This is a genomic window from Methylobacterium sp. J-076 (genome assembly GCF_022829405.1).
Classification (GTDB): Bacteria; Pseudomonadota; Alphaproteobacteria; order Rhizobiales; family Beijerinckiaceae; genus Methylobacterium.
Window position 1 is genome coordinate 1 of the sequence record NZ_JAKSXW010000070.1, and the last position, 20,610, is coordinate 20,610.

Below are 20,610 nucleotides of genomic sequence, written 5' to 3' on the forward strand. Positions count from 1 at the left end.
ACCCTGGCGTGGTTCGCCCAGTTCCGTCGCCTCGCCATCCGCTACGAGCGGCGAGCCGACATCCATCTCGCCTTCTCGACGCTGGCTGCCGCCCTCATCGTCTGGCGCTTCATCGAACGATGGTTTTGTTAGGCGCTCTTAGCCGGCGTGCCAGACCGTTCCCCCGAGCCCCCATGACCGTCCGCGGACCCAATTTGCGCCTGGAGGGCTCGACCCTCGGCCCGCGGAAGATCTCGGCGTGGCGCGAGGCGGTGGCGCCGTTCTGGGACGTGAAGATCCGCAAGGAGGACACCCCGGATTTCCGCGGCCGGTCGGAGGTCTACCACCTCGGCAACGCCATCCTGGGTTTCACGGCCGCCTCGGAGCTGCGCATCGAGCGCTCGCGCGGGCTCGTCGCGCGCATGGGCGTCGATCACATCGCGGCGCAGGTGAGGCTCGCGGGGGAGGCGACGGTGGCGATCGCCGGCCGCGAGGCGCCGATCACCGCGGGCGACGTCTGCCTCCTCGACCTGTCCCAGCCCCTGGCGCTGGAATCCACCGATTATCGCGCCATGACCTTCATCATGCCCCGGGGCCTGTTCCCGGAGGCGGGCAGCGGGCTGGACGAGGCGCACGGGGCGATCCTGCGCGGGGCCACGCCGTTCGGGACCCTGGTCAACGACCATCTGAGGTCCGTGGGCGCGAACGCGCCCCGCTTCAGCGCCGCCGAGTCGCGGGCCGCGGCCCAGGCGACGGCGATCCTCCTGTCCATGGCGGTGCGGACCGCGGGCGGGGTGAACGGCGTCGCCCAGCCGATGGAGCGCGCCCCCGTCTTCCTCGCGATCCGCCGCTACATCGATGCGGAGATCGGATCGGCGGATCTCGACGTGAGCCACCTCTGCCACCGCTTCGGCATCTCCCGCAGCGGGCTGTACCGGCTGTTCGCGCCTTTGGGGGGCGTGGTCGAGTACATCCGCCGCCGCCGACTCGCCCGCGCCTGCCGCGACCTCGCCGCGGCGGGGCCGCACGAGATCCGCGTCTCGGAGGTGGCCTACCGCTACGGGTACGCGAGCCCGGTGAGCTTCACCCAGGCGTTCCGCACCGAGTTCGGCATCAGCCCCGCGGACGTGCGGGCGGGCGCCCGCATCCCCGGCCCCGCCCCCGGACGCCCCCCGCCGACCGACCTGCCGGCCGGGGGGTGGGACGATTTCTACGACTGGGTTCTCAGGCTGGACATCTGACCCGGCAGTTTGGGACGGTGGCTGAAGGGATTGGGACGGGCGACCGTCGCGGCGGAGGCACGGGCGCGCGAGATACCTTCAGGTTGTCTCTGACGGGTGTCTATCGTGCGGAAAGCGAAGGGTCGGTACAGTGCGGGGGATTGGCGCCAGCCGGAGGAGGCGGATGCGCCGGAGGACCGGCGCTCCCGCGGGCCGATGATCAAGCGCTGGATCGGCGCCGCGCGCCGCCGGGCCGCCCGCGCCCAGCCGGAGGAGGCCGGGGAAGGCGCACAGATCATCACGCTGACCTGGGACCAGACCTTCGGCCGCCCGTCCACGCCGCCGGACGGCTTCGGGGTGGGCCCGACGATCCTGTTCCTGCCCCGGCGCTGAGGCCGGGGACCGGCGCGAGGGCGGGGCTGATCGGGCGAGGGCGAGGGGGAACAGGGTGGGCTTGCCCGGCGATGCCGGTTCGTCTCAACCTCGTCGGGGGCGGCCCCTTCCCGGGGGCCCGCCCGGAATCGCCCCCACCGCGGAGACCGACGCCCATGATCGCCAGCCTCGGTCTTGCCTTCCTCGCGGGCATCCTCTCGGTGATGTCCCCCTGCGTGCTGCCCCTGCTGCCGCTGGTGCTGGGCGCGGCCGCCTCGGAGCACCGGCTCGGGCCCGCCGCCCTCGCCGCGGGCCTCGCCCTGTCCTTCGTGGCGATCGGCCTGTTCGTGGCGACCGTCGGCTTCGCCATCGGCCTCGATGCGGGCGTCTTCCGGATCGCCGCGGCGCTCATGCTGGTGCTGGTCGGCCTCGTGCTGATGGTGCCGGCCGCGCAGACGCGGCTCGCCGCAGCCGCCGGGCCGGTGAGCGACTGGACGGAACGCCGGTTCGGCGGCCTCCCGACGGCGGGCCTCGCCGGGCAGTTCGGCGTCGGCGTGCTCCTCGGGGCAGTGTGGAGCCCCTGCGTCGGGCCGACCCTCGGGGCGGCCTCGCTCCTCGCCTCCCAGGGGCGCGACCTCGGCGTGGTCGCGCTCACCATGCTGCTCTTCGGCCTCGGCGCGGCCCTGCCCCTGCTGCTGCTGGGCACGCTGTCGCGCGAGATGATGATGCGTTGGCGCGACCGGATGCTGGGGGTCGGCAAGGGGCTGAAGGCCGCCCTCGGCCTGATCCTCGTGGCCACGGGCCTGATGATCGCCACCGGCACCGACAAGGCGGCCGAGACCGCCCTCGTCAACGCCTCCCCGGACTGGCTGACGGCCCTCACCACCCGCCTCTGACGGGCCCCCTCCGGCCGCCCCCCGCCCTAGCCGTGCGGCGGGCGCAGGATCGACCGGTCGATGGCGCGGATCGAGCGGTGGCCACACAGGGCCATGGTCATGTCGAGCTCCTTGCGGATGATCTCCAGGCAGCGCGCCACCCCCGCCTCACCGCCCGCCCCGAGGCCGTAGAGGAAGGAGCGGCCGATGAAGACGCCCTTCGCCCCGAGGGCGACCGCCTTCAGCACGTCCTGGCCCGAGCGGATCCCCCCGTCCATCAGCACCTCGATGCGCGAGCCCACCGCCCCGGCGATCTCCGGCAGCATGGCGATCGAGGAGGGGGCGCCGTCGAGCTGGCGCCCGCCGTGGTTCGAGACGACCAGCGCCTCGGCCCCCGTCGCCACCGCCTTCTCGGCATCCTCGGGGTCGAGGATGCCCTTGAGGATCAGCGGGCCCTTCCAGCGGTCGCGGATGCGGGCCACGTCGTCCCAGTCGAGGCGCGGGTCGAATTGCTGCGCGGTCCAGGCCGAGATGGAGCGGGTGTCGCCCACGCCCTCCACGTGCCCGACGATGTTGCGGAAGGTCCGGCGCCGGGTGCGCGCCATGGCGAGGCACCAGCGCGGCTTGGTGAGCAGGTCGAGCACCGTCGAAGGCGTCAGGCGCGGCGGCGCGGAGAGGCCGTTGCGGATGTCCTTGTGGCGCTGGCCGAGGATCTGCAGGTCGAGGGTGAGGACCAGGGCCGAGCAGCCCGCCGCCGCCGCCCGGTCGATCAGCCGGTCGTTGAAGGCCCGGTCGCGCATGAAATACAGCTGGAACCAGAACGGCGCGCTCACGGCCTCGGCCACGTCCTCGATGCTGCAGATGCTCATCGTGGACAGGGTGAAGGGCACCCCGGCGGCGGCCGCCGCCCGGGCCGCCAGGATCTCGCCGTCGGCGTGCTGCATGCCGGTCATGCCCGTCGGCGCCAGGGCGACGGGCATCGCCACGGGCTGCCCGGCCATGGTCGTGGCGAGCGAGCGGTCGGTCATGTCGACCGCGACCCGCTGGCGGAACTGGATCGCCGCGAAATCCGCCTCGTTCGCCCGGTAGGTGCCCTCGGTCCACGAGCCGGAATCGCAGTAATCGTAGAACATCCGCGGCACCCGCCTCCGGGCGATCCGGCGCAGATCCTCGATCGTGGTGATGGTGGGGTCCATCGGGGACCGGTCCTCGCGGGTCAGGGGTCTGGGTGTCGGGGCATCGGCACGACGGCTCGCATTCTCCGCACCCTCCCCGCCGGCCGGTCGTGGATGCCGGTCCTTGCCCGCCATCTTGAGGGGTTCCCCGGCCCGTGGCAACGACGGTCGGGGGCCTTACCCGTCCAGCATGGACTGGAAGCCGCGGCGCTTGAAGGCGGCGTCCCGCTGGCGCTCCACCTCGACTCGCACGCCGCGCCCGGCGAGGAGGATCTCCGCGAGGAAGGCCGAGATCGCGGCGACGGTGAGGACCAGCGCGAGGCCGAACAGGGCGAACAGCACCGAGGCCGCCGCCCCGTCGCGCAGGGCCCCGACATAGAGGGTGAGGATCGAGCTCAGCACCAGCCCCGCCCCCAGGCAGGCGAGCACGACCGCCGCATCGAGCAGGATGGAGCGGCGGTGCAGGAAGGCGAGGCGCACGGAGATCAGCCGGGCCGCCTCGGCATCGGCCGAGTGCAACTCCCGGTCGGCGGCATTCACCTTGTCGGCGATCCGGGCGAGGCGCGTGGAGAAGGTGTTCAGGAGCGTCGCGAGCGCCGACAGCAGGAAGGCCGGCGCGAGGGAGACCTGGATGATGTGGGCGATGTCGTCGGGCGAATTCCCGCTGAGCGCGCCGCCGAACAGGTCCATGCCCCCTCCCCCATGATCTGCCCCGCCGCGGCGGCCGGGACCCTCTAGGGCCGTTCCCGGCCCCGTTGCAACGGAGGGCCGTCGCCGCGGGGCCACGCGAGGGGGCGGGGCTGGTAGGGGGGATGGTGGCGGGCCGCCGCGGACGGCCGGCCCCCGTTCTATGGTTCGCTCTTGACCAGGGCCTTCGCCTGCGCCGCGAGGCGCGCCTTGCGGGCCTCCCTGATCAGGATCTCCGCCCGCTCGGCCTCCGACCGGATGCCCATGCGGTCGATCAGCTCGGTCCCGGCCCGCTTCCGCACGGCCTGGAGATCCGTCCCCGGCCGCGGTCCCTTCACCTGCCCCATTCCTCACCTCGTTCGCCAATACGGCCACGCTTGCGAGGGGGGATGTTGGGCGCTGCCGCAGCGCGTCAAGGTTTCGCGGGTCGGCAAGGTGGTGCGGGCGGCCGAACGGGCGCCGTCGCGGCGCTCGCCGCAGGGCCGGACTTCTCTGCGCTCACCCGGCCTCGCGGCGCCCGACACGGGCTTCGCCCCCCTCCCCCCGAGGGGGAGGAGAGCGCGTCGCGCCTCACCGATTGAGGGGGTGTGAAAGACGACCTAGTGGAGGCTCGTCCACTCACCCACGCCGCTCGTCGCGACGGGGCGGTTCCAGGAATGGCCGAACCCGTCCGCCAAATGCAGCTCCGTGGCGTCCGGGTAGTCCCGGCGGACCTTTTCGTAGGCCGCATTGGCTTCGCACTGTGCCGACGACTCGTCGCCCGCCTGAATAGCGATTCGGCGAACGGGCTCATCGTCACCGTCGGCCATGATTCCCAGCGTAAACTTGGCCATTTTCACTCCCAAATCTTATCGATTGCATTTCACCCCGTATCAAACGGATCTGTCAATCGATCTTTGGGTCGCTCTGTATCGGAATCCCGTATTCAGTCATCCCGCGACTGCGAAAGACTTCCGCGGGATGCCGAACATTCTGCCGCGCCGCAACAATCGGCGGGCGATCCGGTCAGTCCGACCAGACCCGGACGTAGTCGAACACCGCATCGGCATAGCCGGACGGCGGCACATCGACCCCGCTGTCGGTATGGATCGCGTTGTCGAGGAGCACGATGAACGGGCCGGTCGTGTCCGGCCGGGGCAGCGTCAGGCGCTTCACCTCCTTGTGGTCGAAGTAGACGATCATCTCCTTCTGGGTGAGGCGCGCGCCGTAGGTGTGGAACCCGGCGGTGAGGTCGGCGCCGGTCTCGGTCCAGACGAGCTGCTGCCCCGCCGGCTTGCGCCCGCTGGCGCCGGGCCAGTCGATCACGTTGGAGCTGAACTTGCCCGGGGCGTCGCCGTAGAACTCGAACACGTCGGCCTCGGTGCCGCCGGGATCCTTGGCCCCCGGGGTGCCGGTGTCGGCGGAGATCATCCAGAACCCCGGCCACGAGCCCTTGTTCTTCGGAAACTTGGCGCGGGTCTCGATATAGCCCGTCCGGATGGCGGCCGAGATGCGCTTGTTGGGGAAGGCGCTGCTGACCTGCCCCGAATACCACGTCCGTCCCCACTTCTCGGGGTCCTTGTAGGCGGGATCGTGGTGGGCGCGCAGGGTGAGCATGCCGTCCTTCACGATGTAGACCTTGGCGAAGCCGACCTCGTTCGCCCCCACGAAATGGGCGCCGCCCCATTGCCCGCCATCGGGTTTGGGACCGGGATACCACTTGGCGAGGTCGAGCTCGGTGCCGTCGAACGTATCCTCGAAGACGAGCTTCATGCCCTCGGTGGAGGGGCCGGCCGCCCCCTCGTCGGCGGCCAGGGCGACGGGGTTCAGGGCCGCGCCCCCGCCCGCGAGGCGGTAGGCGCCCCCCGCGACGGCGAGGGCGGCCAGGGTGGCGAAGGCGAAGGTCTTCATCGGGCGATCCGTCTCGGTGATGGGGGGCAACGCCCCGGCAGCCCGGCGGGTGCCCGCGGGTGGCGCGTCTTCCGTCAGCCCCCCTCCCCGCAGGCCGCCGAGACCGCGCGGAAGATCCTGTCGGGCGCGAAGGGCGTGGCGGTGAGCCGGGCGCCGGTGGCGTCGCGGATCGCGTTGCCGAGGGCCGCCGCGACGGGGTTGAAGGGCGACTCGCTCATCGACTTGGCGCCGAGGGGGCCGACCGAATCGTGGGTCCGGGCGAACAGCACCTGCGTGTCCGGGACGTCGCCGCAGGCGGGGATGTGGTAGTTGCGGAAGGTCTGCGTCTCCACCCGGCCCTGCCCGTCGAGGCGGACCTCCTCGTACAGGGCGGCGCCCAGCGCCTGGGCGATCCCGCCTTCGATCTGCCCCCGGCACTGCATCGGGTTGACCACCACCCCGGCATCGGCGGCGTGGACGCTCCGGAGGATGCGGACCTGCCCGCTCGGGGGGTGGACCGCCACCCGGAACGCCTGGACGTTGAAGGCGACCGAGCGCGGGCTGCCGTCCGAGCGGCCCCGCGCCTCCAGGGGCGCCAGGGCGGACAGGGGCAGGCGGCCCCGCGGGCTCGCCACGCCGCCGCCGTCGAGGGCGCATTCCTCCGGGGCGAGGCCGAGCCGTTCGGCCGCCCGGGCCTTGATCGCCTCCCCCAGGGCCTGGGCCGCCCGCAGCACGGCGCGCCCGGCGACGACGGTGCCGGTGGAGCCGTAGGCGCCGGTGTCGTGCCCCACCGCGTCGGTGTCGGCGCCCGCGATGCGCACGGTCTCCGGCTCGGCGTTCAGGGCCTCGGCGGCGAGCTGCCGGTGGACCGTCTCGGTGCCGTTGCCGAACTCTGCGGAGCCGACGCGGACCCGGTAGGTGCCGTCGGGCAGGAGCGCGGCCAGGGCCTCGGCATGGTGGCCCCGGGGCGGGATGGTGTCGATCATCGCCATCGCCATGCCGCTGCCGGCGCGCCAGCCCGGCTCCGGCTCCGGCTCCGGGCCGGGATCGGCGGCGAGCGCCTCCTGGGCCAGGGTCAGGCACTGGTCGAGCCCGTAGCTGCCGAACACCACGTCGTGCGGCTCCAGGTGATGGGAGACCATGGCCTCGCCCGGCCGCACGGCGTTGATCCGGCGCAGGTCGAACGGGTTCACGCCCAGCCGCCGCGCCACCTCGTCGAGGGCGGATTCCAGGGCGAAGATCGTCTGGCTGAGGCCGTAGCCCCGGAAGGCGCCCGCGGGCAGGGTGTGGGTGTAGACGGCGCGCCCATCGACCCGCTTGTTCGGGCAGGTATAGGCGGCCAGCACCTCGTTGCAGCCGTGGTGGAGCACGCCGCCGGCATGGTTGCCGTAGGCGCCCGTGTCGGAGAGCACGTCGAGGGCGATGGCCGTGAGCCGCCCGTCCCGCCGGGCGCCGACCTTCACCCGCACCCGCATCGGGTGGCGGGTGGTGGTGGCCGTGAACTGCTCCTGGCGGGTCAGCTCCCACTTCACCGGGCGGCCCGTCCTCAGCACGGCGAGCGCCACCAAGTCCTCGGTCAGCATCTCCTGCTTGCCGCCGAAGCCGCCGCCGACGCGCCCGCACACCACCCGCACCTCCCCCCGCCCGAGGCCGAACAGGGCGCAGAGGGCGTCCCGGGTCAGGAACGGCACCTGGCTGCTGGTGCGCAGCGTCAGCCGCCCGTCCGGGTCCCGCCAGCCGAGGCAGCCATGGGTCTCGAGGTGGGCGTGCTGGACCCGCTGGGAGTGGAACTCCCCCTCGTAGACGCAATCGGCCCCGGCGAAGCCCACGGCGGCGTCGCCGATTTCGCCGTGGACCTCCGCGGCGAGGTTCGGATGGGGCGAGCGCGGCGGGGCGTCCTCCCCCGGCCGGTCGAGGGGGTCGTGGACCCGGGGGGCGTCGGGGTCGAGGGCGCGGGCGGGGTCGAGGAGGGCCGGGCGGACCTCGTAGGTCACCCGGAGCGCCCGGCACCCGGCCTCGGCGGCGGCCTCCGTCTCGGCCACCACCGCCGCCACCCGCTGGCCGGCGAAGCGCAGCACGGGGTCGAGCACAGACGTGTCGGCGGCGTCGTCCCGCGGGTCCTCGTGGCGGCCGGTGGAGAAGCGGCGCGGGGGCGCGTCCGCGTGGGTCAGCACCGCCACCACGCCGGGCACGGCGTAGGCCGGGGCGGTGTCGATGGCGGCGATCCGGGCATGGGCGTGGGGCGAGCGCAGCACCTTCAGGTGCAGCACCCCGGCCTCCGGCGCATCGAAGGTGAAGCGGGCGGTGCCCGTCACCACGAGGGGGGCGGCCGGCGCCGCGAGGCTGCGGCCGACGGCGCCCCCCTCCCCCCCGCGGGGGGCCTCCACATGGCCGACCCCCGCCACGGCGTCGCGGATGGCCCGGTAGCCGGTGCAGCGGCAGAGGTTGCCCTTCAGGGCGTCGCCGAGGTCGCGCCGCCGGCCCTGGTCGAGGGCGGCGGCGGTCATGATCATGCCCGGCGTGCAGAAGCCGCACTGGAAGCCCTGCGCGGCGAGGAAGGCCGCCTGCATCGGCTGGACCGGCGCGGGGGCCTCCCCCGGCCGGCAGGGGCCGGACAGGCCCTCGATGGTGGTGACCGAGGCGCCCTCCGCCCGGATGGCGGGGACGAGGCAGGAATGGACCGGCTCGCCGTCGAGATGGACCGTGCAGGCGCCGCAATCGCCCGCGTCGCAGCCCTTCTTGACCCCGAACCAGCCCGCCTCGCGCAGGTAGGTGCGCAGGCACTGGCCCGGCCGGGGCGCCGCCTCGTGGGGGTGTCCGTTGACCGTGAGCCTCATGGGCACGCCCCCGCCAGCTCGTCCCGGACCTCGACGGCGAGGAGGCGGGTCACCTGCCGCCGCCAGTCCGGGCGGCCGTGGACGTCGTCGTAGTACCGCCCGTCTGGGATCGCCGCATCGATCGCGAGGAGCAGGTCGTCCCGGCCGGGCAGGTCCGGGAAGGCGAGGCGCAGGGGCCGGGGCACCGAGGCGGTGACCGTGAGGGTGAAGCCCCCGTCCGCGGCGCGTGTGCCGACCAGCAGGGCGCCGGAGCGCCCGTGGGGGCTGAGGCTGATCCGCCGGAAGGCGGTGCGCCGGGACAGGGCGGCGGCCGGCAGGGCGAGGCTGCGCAGGATCTCGCCGGGGGCCAGGGCCGTGCGCTGCGGCCCGAGGACGAGGTCGGTCACGGGCAGGCGGCGCTCGCTCCCGTCCGGGGCCCAGAGCAGGCACTCGCCCTCCAGGGCAGTGGCGAGGGCGATGATCGGCCCGGCGGGGAGCGCGAGGCACAGGTTGCCGCCCACCGTGGCCCCGTTCCACACCTTGAACGAGCCCAGCAGCGCCCGGCAGCACTGGCCGACGAGGGGCGCGGCGATCCAGGCGCCGGGGAGTTCCAGCCTGTCGAGGGCGGCGACGGTGCAGGTGGCCGAGAGGGTCAGCCCCCCGCGCGACGCGTGGTGCGGCGGCCAGCCGAGGGAGGTCAGGTCGAAGAGCCGGCGCAGGTCCGGCTGCGGCTCCGAATAGAGCCACGTGCCCCCGGCGAGCCACGCATCCCCGGCCCGCCAGTCCGGCAGCTCCGCCCGGCTGCGGGGCCGGATCAGCGTCTCGATCGTGTGCAGGTCCATGGCCACCCAGATGGAAGGTCTCCGGGATCCCTTGGCAAGTAGCTTGCCGACCGGGGGCGACCCCGGCCTCCGGCCGAACATTCGGCCCGATCCTCGCCGCCGCCGCGGCCTCGCCCCCGCGTCACGCCCCCGTCCCGCGAGGGGGCACGGCCATCCGGTCAGCGGCGGAACAGCCGGCCCATCCGGCGCACCGCTTGCGCCGCGCGCCACCCGAGGGAATTCTCCATCTCCCGCTGGCGGAGGAGGGATGCCCTCAGCCGGGCGTCCAATCCGTCCAGCTCGGCCCGCATCCCCGCGCGGCCCTCCTCGCTCCGAGCGAGCCGGTCCTCGGCCCCCGCCAGCTCCTCCCGGTGGCGGGCCGCCTCGTCCCGGTGGCGGGTCGCCTCCTCCGTGTGGCGGGCGGCCGCCTCCGCCGCCTCCGCGGTGGCGCGGTCACGGGTGAACACCGCGAGGTCGTGGGCCGCCACCACGTCCCGGTTCCACGCCTCGTACCCTTCCAGCGCGCGCAGGTTCAGGGCGTCGAGGCTGCCGCCCCAGTCGCGCAGGTCCGCGAGCTGCTGCGGCGTCCGCGCCGCCTCGAAGAGGGTCTGGAGGGCGAAGCTCCGGTGCTCGATCCGTTCGAGCGGCCGGGCGAGGTGGGCGATGCGCACGGGCATGGGCTCGCCCGGCCGCACGTCCTCCGCGGCGTCGAACACCTCTGCGAACAGGTCCTCGCTGATCTCCGTGAAGCGGCGCAGCACCTGGGCGTGCTCGAAGGGCGAGCGCAGCCGCGCCTCGGGGCTCGGGGCGCTGGTGTTGGCGTTGTCGGCCCGGATGCGGAAGGCGGTGAGCCTGTCGGGCAGCACGTGGATGGCCTGTCCGGCGATCAGCATCCGGATCCACATCTCGAAGTCCTGCAGGTTCGTCAGCCGCGGGTCGTAGGGCCCGGCGGCCGCGTAGGCCTCCCGTCGGATCATCGCGCTCGGCGCGCACAGGACGTTGTAGCGGAAGAAGAACTGGCGCAGCCACGTCCGCCGGGAGAAGTCGCCGAAGCGCAGGGGCTCGGTGAAGTCGTTGAAGGGGTCCGTCGGGAGGCCCGCCTCGTCCACGGCCCGCGGCATGCCGAAGACGAGGCCGACCTCGGGATGCGTGTCGAGGAAGCCGACCTGGCGGCGCAGGCGCCCGGGCAGCGCCCAGTCGTCGGAGTTGAGGATCGCGAGGTAGCGCCCCCGCGCCCGGGCGACGGTCGCGTTCATGGCCGCCGAGATGCCCCGGTTCTCCGGCCAGCATTCCAGCCGGATGCGCGAATCGGTGAAGCCCCGCAGGATCTCGGCCGTCCCGTCCGTCGAGCCATCGTCGGTGACGACGATCTCGAAATCCTGGAAGGACTGGGCGAGGACGCTTTCGATGGTCTGCCGGACGTAGGGGGCGTGCTGGTAGGACTTCACCAGCACCGAGACGGTGGGCGGCGCGCCGGGCACAGCGGGCGTGAGGGGCGCCAGCGGCGCGGCCTCCGCCCGGCGCAGCCCCTGCTCCTCCCACCACAGCGGCCGGATAGCGAGGGCATCGGGCACGGCGCCGACGAGGTCGCGGGAATCGCGCTCCATCTCGTCCCAGAAGGCGCGCAGCTTCTCCCGGCCCCAGAGGTAGTGCTGGCCGAACCCCTCGGCCCGGTCGGTGCGGCCGAGCCGGTCCGCCTGGGCCGCCTCGCGGGCGGCGTTCCGCGCGAAGCCGAGATGCTTGTAGTGCCACAGGACGAGGCTGTCCCGGGCCGGCAGGCGCAGGTCGCCCGCGGGGGTGGCGGCGTGGCGCCCCGGCCCGAACCCCGTCTCGCGCAGGGCCTCGGGCTTGAACAGGCTGAGCTTGTTGAAGGCGATGCGCGGCCGCCCGCGGGTGACCCGCCCGGTGAGGAGGCCGGCATCCTCCGGCATCTCCGGGTGGTTCAGGTCGAAGCCGAGGGCCGGGATCAGGGTGACGCCCCGGTCCGCCTCGTCGGCGAGGTATTCCGCCATGGCGTGGCCGGGCACGTGCAGGTGCTCGTCGATGGCGGTGACGACGATCCAGTCGGCCCGGTGGCGGCTCTCCTTCCAGGCTTCGTTCTGCATCGTCCGGTGCGAGAGGACGAAGGAATCCGGGTCGTCCCGCGAGAAGTCGCGCAGCTCGACCCTCGGATGGGCGCGCAGGATGTCCCGGGACCCATCCGTCGAACCGTCGTCGTAGACGACGTAGCGGTCGACCCACGGGTCGTAGTGCCGGAAGAAGAAGCCGAGCATGTCGGCCTCGTCCCAGCAGACCGTGTAGAGATGGACGACGGGCCGCCTCATGGGATGGCGATGCCCCTGTATCCGCCGATGTCCCGCCGGACGATCCGCGCCGGGTTGCCGAGGGCGAGGCAGCCGGCGGGCACGTCCCGCGTCACGACGGAGCCCGCGCCGACGACGGCGTTCGCGCCGACCGCGATCTCCGGCAGGACCGTGGCCCCCGCACCGACGAAGGCGCCCTCGCCCAGGCACACATGGCCCGCCAGCACGGCCCCCGGCCCGACCGAGACGAAGGCGCCGCACCGCAGGTGATGGCCGAGGCTGGCGCCGCGGTTGATGAAGGCGAAGGCGCCGAAGACGCTGCCCGCGCCGAGGCTGCACCCCGCATTGACGTAGCTGCCCGGCCCGAGTTCGAGGCGCCGGGGGGCCGCGACGCTGGGGTCGATCAGCGTGAGGGGGCGGTGCAGGCCGTGCCGGGCCGCGTCGGCCACGGCCGCGTGCCGGTGGCCCGGCGTGAACAGCGGCACGAGGAACGGCAGATCCCTCTCCCCGTCGGTGAGGCCGGCGGGCGCCTTGACCGGCGCCCCCTCGAGCAGGTGGCTCGGGCCCGGATGGTTGGCGATGCCGGCCACGAGGGTCAGCCCGGCCCGGTGCAGGCTCTCCTCGACATCGACCACGATGGGCGAGCCGACCCCGTAGAGGATCACCCCCCGCATGCCAGGCACTCCCGGATCGCCCCGGCGATGCGCGCGACCTGCCCGCCCGCCACCTCGGGCTGGATCGGCAGGCTGAGGAGATGCGCGGCGAGGGCATCGGTCACCGGGAGCGGCGTGCGGGCGCCCTCCGCGAAGGCGGGGTGGCGGTGGAGGCCCGGCGCGTAGTGCACGGCGGTGCCGATCCCCCGCCCGGCCAGGCGCTCCCTCAACCCGTCCCGGTCCGCCGCGGTGACCGCGAACTGGTGGTAGACGGCGCCCTCGTCCTCCGGCGGCAGGCCGAGCTCCGTTCCGCCCAGGAGGTCCCGGTAGCGGGCGGCGATGGCCCGGCGCTCGGCGTTGGCCTGCGCGAGATGCGGCAGAAGCGCGAGCAGGATCGCCGCCTGGATCTCATCCAACCGGGAGTTGAAGCCGATCCGCCCGCTGACCCGCGCCCGGTCCTCGAACCCGTAATGGCGCAGGCCGCGCAGGCGCGCGGCCAGCGAAGGATCGGCCGTGACCACCGCGCCCCCGTCGCCGACGCCGCCGAGGTTCTTGGTGGGGTAGAAGGAATAGGCCGCCGCGTGGCCGAACGTCCCGAGGCGTTTCCCGCCGAGGGTGGCGCCGTGGCTCTGCGCGCAATCCTCGACCACCGCGAGCCGGTGCCGGGCGGCCACCGCCATCAGCGCGGGCATGTCGGCGGGGTGGCCGAAGAGATGGACCGGCACGATCGCCGCCGTGCGCGGGCCCACCGCGGCGGCGGCCGCGTGCGGGTCGATGCAGCGGGTGCGGGCATCGATCTCCACGAGGACCGGGCTCGCCCCGCAATGCAGGACCGCCTGGGCGGTCCCGGCGAAGGTCAGGGCCGGGAGGAGCACCTCGTCCCCCGGGCCGACCCCGAGGCCCCGCAGGGCGAGGGCCAGGGCGTCCGTCCCGGAGGCGACCCCGACGCAGTGCGATCCCTGCGGCGATCCCCCCGCCCCGGCGGCGAAGGCGTCCTCGAAGGCGGCGACCGCCTCGCCCAGGATGTAGGACGGGCCGGACAGCACCCGCGCCACCGCTCCGTCGATCTCGCGCCTGAACCGTGCGATCCGCAGGGGCGGCGCCGCCTGCGGGATCATGCCGGGCACAGGGCCCGGGTCATGGTCATCCTCGGCCGGTCGTAGTGGCGGGTGTCCTCGTATCGTTCGGACGCGCAGACGAGGAGCGCGGTGCCGGGCGCGAAATCGCGCAGCCCGATCATGACCCCCGCCCGGATCCACAGGGCCTCGTCGTAGCCCTCCAGCCTCACCGACCGGCAGTCCCGGCCGTTGTCGACCTCGACCGTGACCGCACCGCTGATGACGCTGATCAGCTCGTCACAGGAATTGGCGTGGCCGCCCCGATCAGGACCTGGCCGATCCACCGTGATGACGAAAACCCGCTTGGGAAAGAACGGAGCGTTGCCGAACTCTTCGAACGAGACGAGATTGCCGCGGATATCGCGGTGCACGACCTGCGGCAAAAGGTTGACACCTTCGATGATCTCGCTCGGCATCATTCTTATCGTTCCGGCGGATGTCGTTTGCTGGATAAACTACATAGTCACAAGCTCGTGTACAATTGCCAGAATATCCCGGGGTATAGCGGGTCGATTGCGCCGTTCGACTTGGGTTTTCCGGAACCCAGCCCGGCGAGGGGGGCCCGGCGAGGGGGCGGCCCGGACTGTCAGGCCCCGGCCGTGCGCCGCAGCCGCATCACCGCCCTGTCGAGGGCGCCGAGGAAGGCGGAGCGGTCCTTGGCCGAGAAGGGCGGCGGCCCGCCCGTCACGGCGCCGGCCTCGCGCAGCTCCTGCATCAGGTTGCGGGTGGCCAGCGCCATCCCCACCGACGCGTCCGTGAACGCCTTGCCGGTGGGCGAGAGGGCGTTCGCCCCGGCTTTCACGCAGCGGCTCGCCAGCGGCACGTCGGCGGTGATGACGATGCCCCCCGGCCCGACCCGCTCGGCGATCCAGTCGTCGGCGGCATCGAACCCGTCGGAGACGATCACGCGCTCGATCCACGGCTCCCGCGGCACATTGAGGATGCTGTTGGCCACCACGTAGACGTGCAGCCCGTAACGGGCGGCGACCCGGTAGGTCTCATCCTTCACCGGGCATGCATCGGCATCGATGTAGATCGTGATCGGTTGCGACACGGGGCTCTCCCACACTCGTCCCGTGCCTGTATCACGGCGGCGGCCCCTCGATCGGTGGGGAGAAGAGCGCGCCGCCTCGGGCCGATCCAGGTCTTGCGGAGAACCCCCGCGATCACCGGGCGGCACCGCACGCCGGTCGGTCCACCGCGGGCGCAGACTGGTCGGCGCGCCCGCGGGAGGCTCGATCGGTCAGATCACCCGCAGGACGGGCGTGGCCGCGCGGACTCCATGGGACCCCGCGCCCGATCCGGTGCACCGGACGCCTTCACAGGCCGCGTTCGATGCCGGAAACCCAGTCTTTGATCCGAGAGTTCTCATACCGGAACGCCGCCATCTCGTGGGCGACGCGCCGTCCGAGCAACCGGTCGTAGACCGCTTGTTCCACGGTTTCCGAGTTGACGCTGTGGATGGCGTGATAGCGATCATCCTCGGCGTGGCCGAACATCGTCCAATGTGAGGATACGTCGAGGGTTTCCCCCGCGTTGATGCTGCGCTCCACGTCCGCATGATCGCGCAGATACATCGGTTCGGCTTCGTTCAATAGCAGCTTCGCGAAGTCGCCCGCGGCAATCACCGACCCGCCCGAGATGATCTCGGTCAACAACCCTTCGATCCGCGGAACGGCCGTCGCCGCCGACGCATTCAGGATGCTTTGAATGGTCGCAAAATAGTTCTCGGGCACCAGGATCGAATCCGCTGCCAACGGCGACCTCAGAGGCGGAGTGTAGCGGCAACGGCGACATTCGGCGTAGCCATATTGTAGATAATGCTGAATACCGGATCGAAGGTGCTTCTTTTCCACGCCAGTCCTGATGTCAGGCGAGTCTTTCAAGTATTCAATTTCGATTCCATCGATCATCGAGGCCCAAATCGTCAGGCCGGCTTCGACTTCGCCAGTAAGGATTTTTCCAAGCCCGATCCTGTAGGACAGATCGATGGCCGACGCAGGGACTTCGTGCTCGTGAAGAAATTCGACGACGGCCGAAAAATCACGCCGTTTGATGATCTGTGCGCACTCCGTCGCCAGGGCGAACTTCTCTTCGTCATCGTCCTGCACGGGGATCGACGACAGAAGAGCCGCGACCTGCAGGAAGAAGTGGTCGCTTTTGTAACGATCCTGACTGCCGCCGGCCGATATGAGCCGTTCGAGATGCCGCAGCGCTGCAGGATAGCCCTCCCGACGATAGGCCCGTTCGATCAACAGCCGGCTGACCACCAACGGGATCTCGGAATGATAAAGGATCCGCTTGTCTTCGACTTGATCCTCGGCGTCGAACCGTTGGGCGACCGCGCTCTGGAGGCGAGGTGAGATCGCGATGAGCAGCGCATCCCCGAACGTCGACCAGGGAAAGTTCTTGAGAGCCGGCCGCAGGGCGCGATAGTAGTTGCTCAGCATCGAGCCCCGGCGCGACACGCTGCCCACCACCGCGCGAAGATACACGAGCGGTTCCGGAATCGTGCCGACCTTGAAGCCGTGCTGCTCGAGCTTCGAGAAAAGCTCGTAGTCCTCCCACGACAGGCGCTCCTCGGTGAGACCGCCCACTGCCTCGATCGCGCTCTTCCTGTAGATGCCGTTGGCGTCGCCGTAAGAATTGCTGAACAGGTTCAGCGCGATGCCGCTGCCCGCAGGTAAGAACAGGTGGATGAACCGCTGCAAATCCTGCGGATCGTCCTCGCCATCGAACACGATGAGCGCGCACGACAGGGCATCGAAACCCGACGAGACGATCGCCCGAACGAAGAGTTCGATTTGGCTGGGATGCGCGTAATTGTCATCGTCCATGAAGACGATGTAATCGCCGCGCGCTAAGCTAAGCGCTTTGTTCCGGGCCGCGCCGGCATACAGGTCGGGCAGCCTCTCAACGCGGATCTGCAGGTCGCTGTAGCGGTCCTTGACCTTGCTCAAGAACTCGACGGCTTCCGGCGTCCGTGAATCGTTGTCCACGAGAATGATTTCGAAGTTCTTGTAGGTCTGCGCCGCAAGCCCATCGAGGGTCTTCTTGAGAAGCGCCGGCCGTTCGAAATGGACGAGGCAGACGCTGACCAGGGGGCTCGACGCCTGGGCGGGGGCGGCCGTCTGGTTGGCGTTGGGAACGTCCTTGAGCAGGTTCACCCAGCGCGGAATGTTGTCGGCCGCTTGGTTGACTGCGGGACGAACCCGCCGCTGTCCGTTGCCGACGATCTCGACGATGCGTGTGGCGAGTTGCACCGGCGACGGGTCCACCAGGGTGGTATCGTGATCCTCCGGATGGATCAGTTCCGGGATGCCGCCGGACCGTGCGGCGATGAACGGAATGCCCGCATTGATGCATTCGTGCACGGTGAGGGGCGAATTGTCCGTGAGCGACGGCATGATCGCGAGCGCATCGTTTTTCTTCAGATAGCTGATCGCTTCCGAGGACGAGAGTGCCGGATTCAGGGAGACTTTGAGATCGAGTCCGTGCAACTCACGCTCGATGAACGTCAGCGAATTGGATCCATCGACCGATGTGATCTTGCCGAGGAAGCTGATGCGGATCTCGTTCCGGTCGAGAAGATCGCGATTGTACTTGGCGAGCCGTTGCAGCGCCTGAAGGAAGACGTGCAGGCCCTTGCGCTTTTCCAGCCTGCCGAAGAACGCGATCTCCCGGATTCGCGTGTTGGGCGCGGCGGCGGCGGCGGAGGAGGACGCGAGGCCCGCCCCGGCGAGCAGATTCCCATTGATGATGAGCGGGAAAACGGAGGTTTGCTCGGGCAGTTTGAAGCCGTGCTCGGTCATCCAGTCGAGCAGATACTGCGTCGCCCCGAGCACCCGATCGCAGAGTTCGATCGACTTTCGCTCGTAATGATAGACTCGGATGTTGGTTTCGTCGTAGTTGGCTTGTTGATTGTTGAGCTCGTGCCACAGCGCGGTCGAGTGTGCCTGTATCCAAAGCTGCGTCCGCTGGAATGCGAGATTCTGGCGTTTCGCATGGACGCTGTGGAACGCGATGCCGCGCCAGTCGGCAAAGATCACGAGGTCGAAATCCCGCGTCTTCAGCCACTGGTAGGCGAAGTAGGATGAGGCCGTGAAAATGTCGTTGGGGTAGATCGACGAAATCGCATCGCCGAGGGGCTCCGGGAACAGGTATTCAAGCTTGGCGCCGTCGCGTTCGACAAGCTTGGCCGCGTGCTCGCGATCCTCCTCGCTCATGCCGGGAGTGAGGTTGGCATACAGAACGGTGATCGCCGCCCCCATGGGGGCGAGCACCGAAATCGTGTGCTGGAACGACGTGCCGATGCCGCCGTTTCGGATGAGATGCATGTAGTCCGGCGTACAAATGCAAATCTTCAGGCCGTTCAGCCCAAGGTTATGTGCCTGCGACGAGTCTGAAAGGGGCATCTTGGCCTATGACCTGGTGTGATGACGTGCGGGCATGCGCCGCGCCATGGGTGAGGCGAAGCCGCCGGCGTCAGGGAGCCACCGATGCCGGGGGCGCGGGACTGAAGATTTTCCTCGCCGCGTTGATGCCGCTCATCATGGATTGATTGCTCCAGAGATAAGCCCATTCGCCGAAACGACCCGCAAGGGCGATCCCGCAGCTTTCGACGTAATCCTTGACGCGATCACGCCGCGCTTCCATCCCGAGGTCGAACACCACGTTGCCGTATTTCAGCCGCTTGTGATGCAGGAAGAGGATATCGGCGTCGTCGGCCAATCCCATCTTCTTGATGCCGTCGCGGGTGTTCGCCTTCAAGTCTTCGATCGAATGGGTGAGCGGGCGCGCGGGCGACGAGTAGATCTCGAATTGGATCGAACTGCAGCCTTCCGGCGCGGCGTCCGGAGATTTCCAGTTCGGGGAGTAGCCGCGGGCGGCCAGGATGCTGCGGTCGTAGATGTAGAACCACAGGGTGGGGGATACGTTCGGTTTGGAGAACCCGACCGAGATGAGATCCACGCTCGTGGCGAAGAGCGAAGCGGCCGTCTGCCGGATGTCGTCGGGGACGTCGTCCATCAGGGCGATCAGTTCGGGCAGGGGCAGCGTCGAGATCAGACGGTCGAAGGACGTCACTTCGCCGTTCGCGAAATACACGTGACGATTGTTGACGTCGATGCGGACGACCTCGTGGTTGGCGATCACCCGCGCCTCATCGATCATCGGCTTGATGAAGCTGCGATAGCCCCCTTGTTTCGGGTAGCGCATCTCCTTGGCGTAGAAGCCGTGCGGCGTGTCCTCGGAAAACGCCCCCTGGAGCACCTCCCGCAGGTCGGCGCGACGGACGCGCGCCCCAACCCAATCGGTCCCGAGTTGATTGGCCGGCAAGGTCCAGTATTTTTCAGTATAGACCATGGGCCAGCGGCGGGCGATCGGCTCGCCATACTGCTGGATGAGCCAGTCCTCGTAGTTGCGAATGTCCCCACTCGGCGGGGCATTCACCAGGCCCGAGATGAGTTCGACCTTCTCGCTGGCCTGGAGCGGGTAGAGATTGTTCTGAACGGGATGACGGAGCCACTGCTCTGTATCCCAGTTGACGGCTTCGGGTTCGTGACGATGGTAGTCCGAGCGATCGAAGACCTCGCGCACCTCCCGCTCTTCGGCGAAGGACAGGTGTACGGCGGAGTCGAAGCGGAAGCCATCAACGGTGAAGTTGTTGAGGAGCCCCCCCGGCGTCGGCGAACTCTCGAAGATGACCGTCTCGAAACCGAGGCGCTTGGCTTCGTAGGCCGCGCTGAGCCCGGCGATGCCGCCGCCCAGAATGATGTTCATCGTCATCGCGAACCGCCCCTCGCGCCGGCCAAGTGCTTCCACTCGGCCCAATTGCAGACTTCGTTTCGATATCGCGTCAGCGCGCTCACCCAGTCCGGCATGCGATCCATGCCGATCGATCCCAGGCGGTGGTTGACGGCCGTCTCGTTGGGAGACACCGGCGCCCGACGCGCGAAGGCCGGCCCCGGCACCACGCGGCAGGGAAGTTCGAACAGCTCGACGATCTTGGCGACGTAGTCGAAGCGCGAGGCCGCTCCGGCCGACACGCAGTTGAACGTCCCACGCACGCCGTTGGCGAGAAGATGATGCGTCTGCGCGACGACATCGTCGGTCAAGGTCGGGCAGCCATGCTGGTCGGCATCGCTCGTCAGCGTGGCGCGGTCGGCGGCTTCCAGAAGGCGTTGCCAGACGAAATTGCGCTTGTGTTCGGGGCGACCGCCGAACAGCCACCCGGTACGGAGGATGAGATGGTCGGCATTCGTCTCTCGGACGATCCGTTCGCCTTCCATCTTCGTCGTGTGATGGACGGTCGTCGGGCGAAGCGGGTCGTCCTCCGTATAAGGACCGTCCTTCCAGTTGCCGTAACACCCCGTGCTCGAGAAGTGAACGAGCGGGATCTGCAGATCGCGGCAGATGCCGGCCAGACGACCGGGCAGTTGGACGTTGGCCTCGCGCGCGGGTGCGGGATCGTCCTCGGCCTGATCGGCCTGAACGTGCGCGGCGCAATTGATGACAGCGTCGGGGCGGTGGCCCGCCACGATGCCGGGCAGGCGATCCCCCTGCCCGGCGTCGAGCTCGGCCCGGGACAGGCACGTCACCTCGTGGTTCGACATGGTCAGGAATGTCGAACCGAGAAGACCGCTCGATCCCGTCAACAGGTAGCGCATGATCTGTTCATTCTCATCGAGATGGTGTTGTCTCGTCTCGGTGGTTCCGTCTCA

18 protein-coding genes and 1 pseudogene are annotated in these 20,610 nt (G+C 70.3%); 4 read left to right on the forward strand and 15 right to left on the reverse strand.

Features of this window, described 5'->3' with window-relative positions:
- From MKK53_RS05360 to MKK53_RS05375, 4 genes and pseudogenes are all read left to right on the forward strand, one after another.
- Positions 1–132: pseudogene (locus MKK53_RS05360) on the forward strand (IS5/IS1182 family transposase); the annotation flags it as partial.
- A 41-nt stretch (positions 133–173) separates the two neighbouring features.
- On the forward strand, positions 174–1,220 hold the full coding sequence (locus tag MKK53_RS05365) for a helix-turn-helix domain-containing protein (RefSeq protein WP_243927571.1): 1,047 nt from the start codon (positions 174–176) through the stop codon (positions 1,218–1,220).
- A 105-nt stretch (positions 1,221–1,325) separates the two neighbouring features.
- The gene (locus tag MKK53_RS05370; RefSeq protein ID WP_243927573.1) at positions 1,326–1,592 is read left to right on the forward strand and encodes a hypothetical protein; all 267 of its coding nucleotides are present in this window, start codon (positions 1,326–1,328) and stop codon (positions 1,590–1,592) included.
- Positions 1,593–1,747: 155 nt separating this feature from the next.
- Entirely contained in the window at positions 1,748–2,467 is a 720-nt protein-coding gene (locus MKK53_RS05375) for a cytochrome c biogenesis CcdA family protein (protein ID WP_243927575.1), read from the forward strand.
- 26 nt (positions 2,468–2,493) lie between these two features.
- Here MKK53_RS05375 and MKK53_RS05380 read toward each other — a convergent pair whose 3' ends face one another.
- The 15 genes from MKK53_RS05380 to MKK53_RS05450 form a co-directional block, all read right to left on the reverse strand.
- Positions 2,494–3,642: an alpha-hydroxy acid oxidase gene (locus MKK53_RS05380; RefSeq protein ID WP_243927578.1), complete on the reverse strand. Its 1,149-nt coding sequence runs from the start codon at positions 3,640–3,642 to the stop codon at positions 2,494–2,496.
- Between the two features lie 156 nt (positions 3,643–3,798).
- Positions 3,799–4,311 carry a DUF2721 domain-containing protein gene (locus tag MKK53_RS05385; RefSeq protein WP_243927580.1) on the reverse strand — a complete coding sequence of 171 codons (513 nt, stop codon included), beginning with the start codon at positions 4,309–4,311 and terminating at the stop codon, positions 3,799–3,801.
- 158 nt (positions 4,312–4,469) lie between these two features.
- Positions 4,470–4,646: a hypothetical protein gene (locus MKK53_RS05390; RefSeq protein ID WP_243927582.1), complete on the reverse strand. Its 177-nt coding sequence runs from the start codon at positions 4,644–4,646 to the stop codon at positions 4,470–4,472.
- A 261-nt stretch (positions 4,647–4,907) separates the two neighbouring features.
- On the reverse strand, positions 4,908–5,141 hold the full coding sequence (locus MKK53_RS05395) for a hypothetical protein (protein WP_243927585.1): 234 nt from the start codon (positions 5,139–5,141) through the stop codon (positions 4,908–4,910).
- Positions 5,142–5,313: 172 nt separating this feature from the next.
- A complete protein-coding gene (locus MKK53_RS05400) occupies positions 5,314–6,198 on the reverse strand; it encodes a family 16 glycosylhydrolase (protein WP_243927587.1) in 885 nt (294 codons plus the stop codon).
- A gap of 74 nt (positions 6,199–6,272) precedes the next feature.
- Complete coding sequence (locus tag MKK53_RS05405) at positions 6,273–9,014, reverse strand: molybdopterin-dependent oxidoreductase (RefSeq protein WP_243927615.1); 2,742 nt, start codon at positions 9,012–9,014, stop codon at positions 6,273–6,275.
- Positions 9,011–9,835: an FAD binding domain-containing protein gene (locus tag MKK53_RS05410; RefSeq protein WP_243927617.1), complete on the reverse strand. Its 825-nt coding sequence runs from the start codon at positions 9,833–9,835 to the stop codon at positions 9,011–9,013. Before MKK53_RS05410 ends, MKK53_RS05405 begins: the two co-directional genes overlap by 4 nt.
- Before the next feature lie 158 nt (positions 9,836–9,993).
- Positions 9,994–12,138 (reverse strand): glycosyltransferase family 2 protein, encoded by a 2,145-nt coding sequence (locus MKK53_RS05415; protein WP_243927589.1) that lies wholly within the window; start codon positions 12,136–12,138, stop codon positions 9,994–9,996.
- The gene (locus MKK53_RS05420) at positions 12,135–12,791 is read right to left on the reverse strand and encodes an acetyltransferase (RefSeq protein WP_243927591.1); all 657 of its coding nucleotides are present in this window, start codon (positions 12,789–12,791) and stop codon (positions 12,135–12,137) included. The genes MKK53_RS05415 and MKK53_RS05420 overlap by 4 nt, the downstream gene beginning before the upstream one ends.
- Positions 12,779–13,888: a DegT/DnrJ/EryC1/StrS family aminotransferase gene (locus MKK53_RS05425; protein ID WP_243927593.1), complete on the reverse strand. Its 1,110-nt coding sequence runs from the start codon at positions 13,886–13,888 to the stop codon at positions 12,779–12,781. Before MKK53_RS05425 ends, MKK53_RS05420 begins: the two co-directional genes overlap by 13 nt.
- On the reverse strand, positions 13,885–14,304 hold the full coding sequence (locus MKK53_RS05430; RefSeq protein ID WP_243927595.1) for a sugar 3,4-ketoisomerase: 420 nt from the start codon (positions 14,302–14,304) through the stop codon (positions 13,885–13,887). Before MKK53_RS05430 ends, MKK53_RS05425 begins: the two co-directional genes overlap by 4 nt.
- A 170-nt stretch (positions 14,305–14,474) precedes the next feature.
- Complete coding sequence (locus MKK53_RS05435; RefSeq protein ID WP_243927597.1) at positions 14,475–14,942, reverse strand: YaiI/YqxD family protein; 468 nt, start codon at positions 14,940–14,942, stop codon at positions 14,475–14,477.
- 265 nt (positions 14,943–15,207) lie between these two features.
- Positions 15,208–18,303, reverse strand: coding sequence for a glycosyltransferase (locus MKK53_RS05440; protein WP_243927599.1), 3,096 nt, complete (start codon positions 18,301–18,303; stop codon positions 15,208–15,210).
- A 70-nt stretch (positions 18,304–18,373) separates the two neighbouring features.
- On the reverse strand, positions 18,374–19,675 hold the full coding sequence (locus MKK53_RS05445) for a protoporphyrinogen/coproporphyrinogen oxidase (RefSeq protein ID WP_243927601.1): 1,302 nt from the start codon (positions 19,673–19,675) through the stop codon (positions 18,374–18,376).
- Positions 19,672–20,556: an SDR family oxidoreductase gene (locus MKK53_RS05450; RefSeq protein WP_243927603.1), complete on the reverse strand. Its 885-nt coding sequence runs from the start codon at positions 20,554–20,556 to the stop codon at positions 19,672–19,674. The genes MKK53_RS05445 and MKK53_RS05450 overlap by 4 nt, the downstream gene beginning before the upstream one ends.
- Positions 20,557–20,610 lie beyond the last annotated feature (54 nt).